Below are 3,357 nucleotides of genomic sequence, written 5' to 3'. Positions count from 1 at the left end.
CTTCCGGCTGAAACAGACTTTGAAAAGACGACGTGAGTCAAACCCTGAATAACTCGTATTATTTTTTTACCCCAGGTGGTCAACTTTTTCACGAGCACAGTGGTCAACTTTTTGATTGACAAGGACAACCCCAGGTGGTCAACTTTTTCACGAGCACAGTGGTCAACTTTTTGATTGACAAGGACAATGCTCCTAACAAAAAACTCCCTTTTCCGGATTTTCCTTTAGCTCATAGCGTGTTATAATAACCATGCGTTGACTGGGACGCCTCTTGTACTGCTTCTGTTCAGCAGTATAACCACAAGGGGCGTCTTTTCCTTTCTCGATGATATGGCCATTATACCCAGCAATCCCCGGTCAGGCAATACCGTCAGCATACCCCCACAGCCCAGGCCTGTGGGTAGACTCAAGATAAGAAAAAACGCCTAGAGATAGGCGTTTTTTCTTCTGGCCAATAATCTTGTACACGTTTTGGAATAAAGCGCCAGTTCACCAAAATAAACCGCAAGAACCGTCCCGGTGGTTTACAACATCCTGCGGATGACGCTTATCACGCGGTCCTGCTCCTCTTCACTAAGGCTCGAACCGGAAGGCAGGCACAAGCCAGAAGCGAAGAGGCGATCCGACACGCTGTAGTTTTCTCCCTGGGTATAATACTCACAGCCCGCAAACAGCGGCTGCAGGTGCATGGGTTTCCACACCGGCCGGGCTTCAATATTCTCGGATTCGAGGGCCCGGATCACGTCCATCGGTGTTATCCCAAGTTTCTCCGTGTCTATGGTCATAACTGTAAGCCACCGGTTGGACCTGCCGTAAGGGGCTTCCGGCATAAATCCCACCCCTTCGATATCTCGAAAAGCTTCTTCATATCGCCTGAAAATATCTCTTCTTGCTTTTACCCTGTCTTCTATAACCTTTAGCTGTCCCCTCCCTATCCCGGCCAGGACATTGCTCATGCGGTAATTGTAGCCCATTTCTCTGTGCTGGTACCACGGCGCCTTATCCCTCGCTTGGGTGGCCCAGAACCGTGCCTTCTCGATAGCTTCGACATCGTCTGAAACCAGCATTCCCCCGCCTGAGGTAGTTATAATCTTATTGCCGTTGAAGGAATAGACCCCAAATCTTCCCAAAGTGCCCGACATCTTTTCCTTGTACGTCGCACCCAGCGATTCCGCCGCATCCTCCACTACCGGCACCCCGTACTCGTTGCACAAGCCCAGGATCGGGTCCATGTCCGCGCTCTGCCCGTACAAATTGACGACTATTACCGCTTTGGGCAGCTTTCCCTTCTTCTCGGCAGCAGCAAAAGCCTTCTTCAAAGCCGCCGGAGACATGTTCCAGCTAGCCGGTTCCGAGTCGATAAAAACCGGCACTGCTCCCAAATACAGCGCCGGGTTCACGCTGGCAACAAAGGTAAGGGTGGAACAGAAAACCACATCTCCTGGCCCTACCCCCAGCAGCCGCAAGGCCAGGTGTATGGCCGCCGTACCCGAACTTACAGCCACCGCCCCTTTCGCTCCGACATACTCCGCCAACTCCGCCTCAAAAGCATCCACATGAGGACCTAAAGGCGCGATCCAGTTGGTCGCAAATGCCTCTTTTATGCACTCCATTTCCTCCCCGCTCATGTGCGGCGGAGAAAGGTAGATGCGTTGACCGGCCAATTCATCACTTCCTGTTCAAATTGCTTGAATCCGCGACTTCTTCGGCCTGTGTGCGGCCGCCAGGTAAACGCCCGGTTCCACATCTGCCCGACGAGTTCGGCAGATCCTAATTCCGTCAAGACCCCTTATCCGGGTCCAGCTTCTTTATAACCCGGGCGGGGACACCAACTGCCAATGAATTTGCGGGGATGTCGTCCACCACAACTGCCCCGGCTCCGATGACACACCATTCACCAACAGTTTTCCGGTTGATCACACACGCGTTCAAGCCGAAATAGGTTCCGGTGCCAACTTTAACCTCACCCGCCAGGTTAGTTGCCGGCATCATGCTTACACAGTCGCCCAAAACCGTGTCATGGCCAACGAAGCACCCCAGGTTTACAATACTGGCTCTCCCCAGCTTGACATTCGTCGTTATAATCGTCCCCGCGCAAATGATAGAGCCGGAGCCGATATCGTTAAAGTCCGACATTATAACTGAAGGATGCACCAAGGAAGCCATCTCAATTCCTCGGGCCTGCACTTCCTGCATTAGCCTGTACCTTATCTTGGCATCAGCTATGGCCAAAGCAACCCATGGAACCGGGTTTAACTCGAAAATATAAGATGTAGGGCCGAGTATAGGAATGCCCTCCACCGTTATCCCCGGGCCCTTATCATCGACGAACCCGAGAAGTTCCCATTCAGAGTTTTGCCTGTTGATGTCCTGAACCAGCCAGGCCACTTCCCGGCCAAAACCTCCAGCGCCGACAATGACCAATGGTTTCCGAACTTTCATACCCATAGCTTTCCCTCACGCTTCCCTACTGCCTGATTGACCCTAAGCATCAATATCCTTCCCCGCAGCGGCTTCCCGCTCTGCCTGAAGGGCACCGTAGCCCGTGAACTCCGGCATGGTCGCCTCTCCCGCGGCGCTTATGCCCTCGCGTTTAAAAACCTTTATTAAGGTAAGTGCCAAAATCTTTATATCCAGCCACAGAGACCAGTTATCAACATACCACACATCTAGCGTAAATTTCTCTTCCCAAGTGATGGCGTTCCGGCCGTTCACCTGCGCCCACCCCGTGATTCCCGGTTTAACCTCGTGCCGCCGGGCCTGCTCCGGGGTATACCTGTCCAGGTACTGCGGCAGGAGAGGCCGCGGCCCCACCAGGCTCATGTCCCCCTTCAACACGTTAAAGAGTTCCGGCAGTTCGTCCAGGCTGGTCGAGCGCAAAAACCTGCCCAGCCGGGTCAGCCGCTGTTCGTCCGGTAGCAGATTGCCTTCAGCGTCCCTTTCTTTGGTCATGGTGCGGAACTTGATTAAGCGAAAAATCCTTCCGTGCTTACCCGGCCTCTCCTGTGTAAATAAGACCGGTTTTCCCATGGTTATGAATATGAGAAATGATACCACAAAAATGGCAGGCGTCAAGACGATAAGTCCCAAGCCCGATATCAAAACATCTATAACTCTCTTTGCGGCTTTACTCATTGGCGTCATTCCTTTATTAGCCTTCTCAACGGATTCCATCTCACGAAATGCTTTTCTTCGACAGCATGTTAGTTCTCGAAGTTGAGCCCCCTGTCTCACGAAATCACTCATAGTTTCTGGGCACAGCATCGATTGAGGAACACACAGATGTAATATTATGAAAAACAGGCATGCATTGAACTGCAAGAATTACCTAGTAATGGTTATCTTCTCCTCATTAGG

General features: G+C 52.0%; 3 protein-coding genes. All 3 read right to left on the bottom strand.

Translation table 11 applies throughout. From position 1 onward, the window contains the following. Window positions 1-524: 524 nt before the first annotated feature. Complete coding sequence (locus HPY90_RS15505) at window positions 525-1,664, bottom strand: DegT/DnrJ/EryC1/StrS family aminotransferase (protein WP_287195830.1); 1,140 nt, start codon at window positions 1,662-1,664, stop codon at window positions 525-527. Between the two features lie 115 nt (window positions 1,665-1,779). After that, window positions 1,780-2,448, bottom strand: coding sequence for an acetyltransferase (locus HPY90_RS15500; RefSeq protein WP_287195829.1), 669 nt, complete (start codon window positions 2,446-2,448; stop codon window positions 1,780-1,782). A gap of 36 nt (window positions 2,449-2,484) precedes the next feature. Continuing rightward, window positions 2,485-3,144, bottom strand: a complete 660-nt coding sequence (locus tag HPY90_RS15495; protein ID WP_287195827.1) for a sugar transferase — start codon at window positions 3,142-3,144, stop codon at window positions 2,485-2,487. Between the last annotated feature and the right edge of the window lie 213 nt (window positions 3,145-3,357).

The organism is Syntrophothermus sp. (assembly GCF_013314835.1).
GTDB classification, from domain to species: domain Bacteria; phylum Bacillota; class Syntrophomonadia; order Syntrophomonadales; family Syntrophothermaceae; genus Syntrophothermus; species Syntrophothermus lipocalidus.
Note: the sequence above shows the minus strand (reverse complement) of the source record. Positions and strands in the feature narration are given on the sequence as shown.

Excerpts from the sequence above, each read along its gene's own strand:
- HPY90_RS15500 (WP_287195829.1), bottom strand. The coding sequence starts at position 2,448 with ATGGGTATGAAAGTTCGGAAACCATTGGTCATTGTCGGCGCTGGAGGT.
- HPY90_RS15495 (WP_287195827.1), bottom strand. The coding sequence starts at position 3,144 with ATGACGCCAATGAGTAAAGCCGCAAAGAGAGTTATAGATGTTTTGATA.